This is a genomic window from Niveispirillum sp. FG156, from assembly GCF_057809555.1.
This window is the reverse complement of the sequence record NZ_JBMDKE010000101.1, coordinates 1-348: the sequence shown is the minus strand read 5'-3', so window position 1 is coordinate 348 and position 348 is coordinate 1. Positions and strand designations below refer to the sequence as shown.

The following is a 348-nucleotide window of genomic DNA, read 5'->3' as shown; positions in this document are numbered from 1 at the left end:
CCGCGTCCAGCCCGTTGATCACGTCATTCAGCGTGTCATGGGCGGGAATGCCCCGCTCATAGGCCAGAAACCGCCGCAGAAATTCCAGACGAAGGTCTCCCCACAGCCGGATTTCCACAAAATCCTCCATCCCGCTCAAGGTCGCGCACAAAACCAGAAGCAGTATCTCCGGCAGAGGATAGACCACACGCCATTGCTGGCGGGGGTCACGCAGCGCTGAAAAATGATCCAGGATCGAACGCGACGGCGACGACAGCATCCCAAGGCTCCATCAAACAGAGCCTTCCATGAATCACAGAACCGATAGCCCGGAAATAATAATCCCGTTAACCTGAAGCGATTGCCCTG

General features: G+C 56.6%; 1 protein-coding gene. It reads right to left on the bottom strand.

The window, feature by feature from the left end; translation table 11 throughout:
- Positions 1–259, bottom strand: a 259-nt coding sequence (locus tag ACODSP_RS28235) for a transposase family protein (RefSeq protein WP_488968829.1), incomplete at its 3' end; no start/stop codon positions are given.
- Between the last annotated feature and the right edge of the window lie 89 nt (positions 260–348).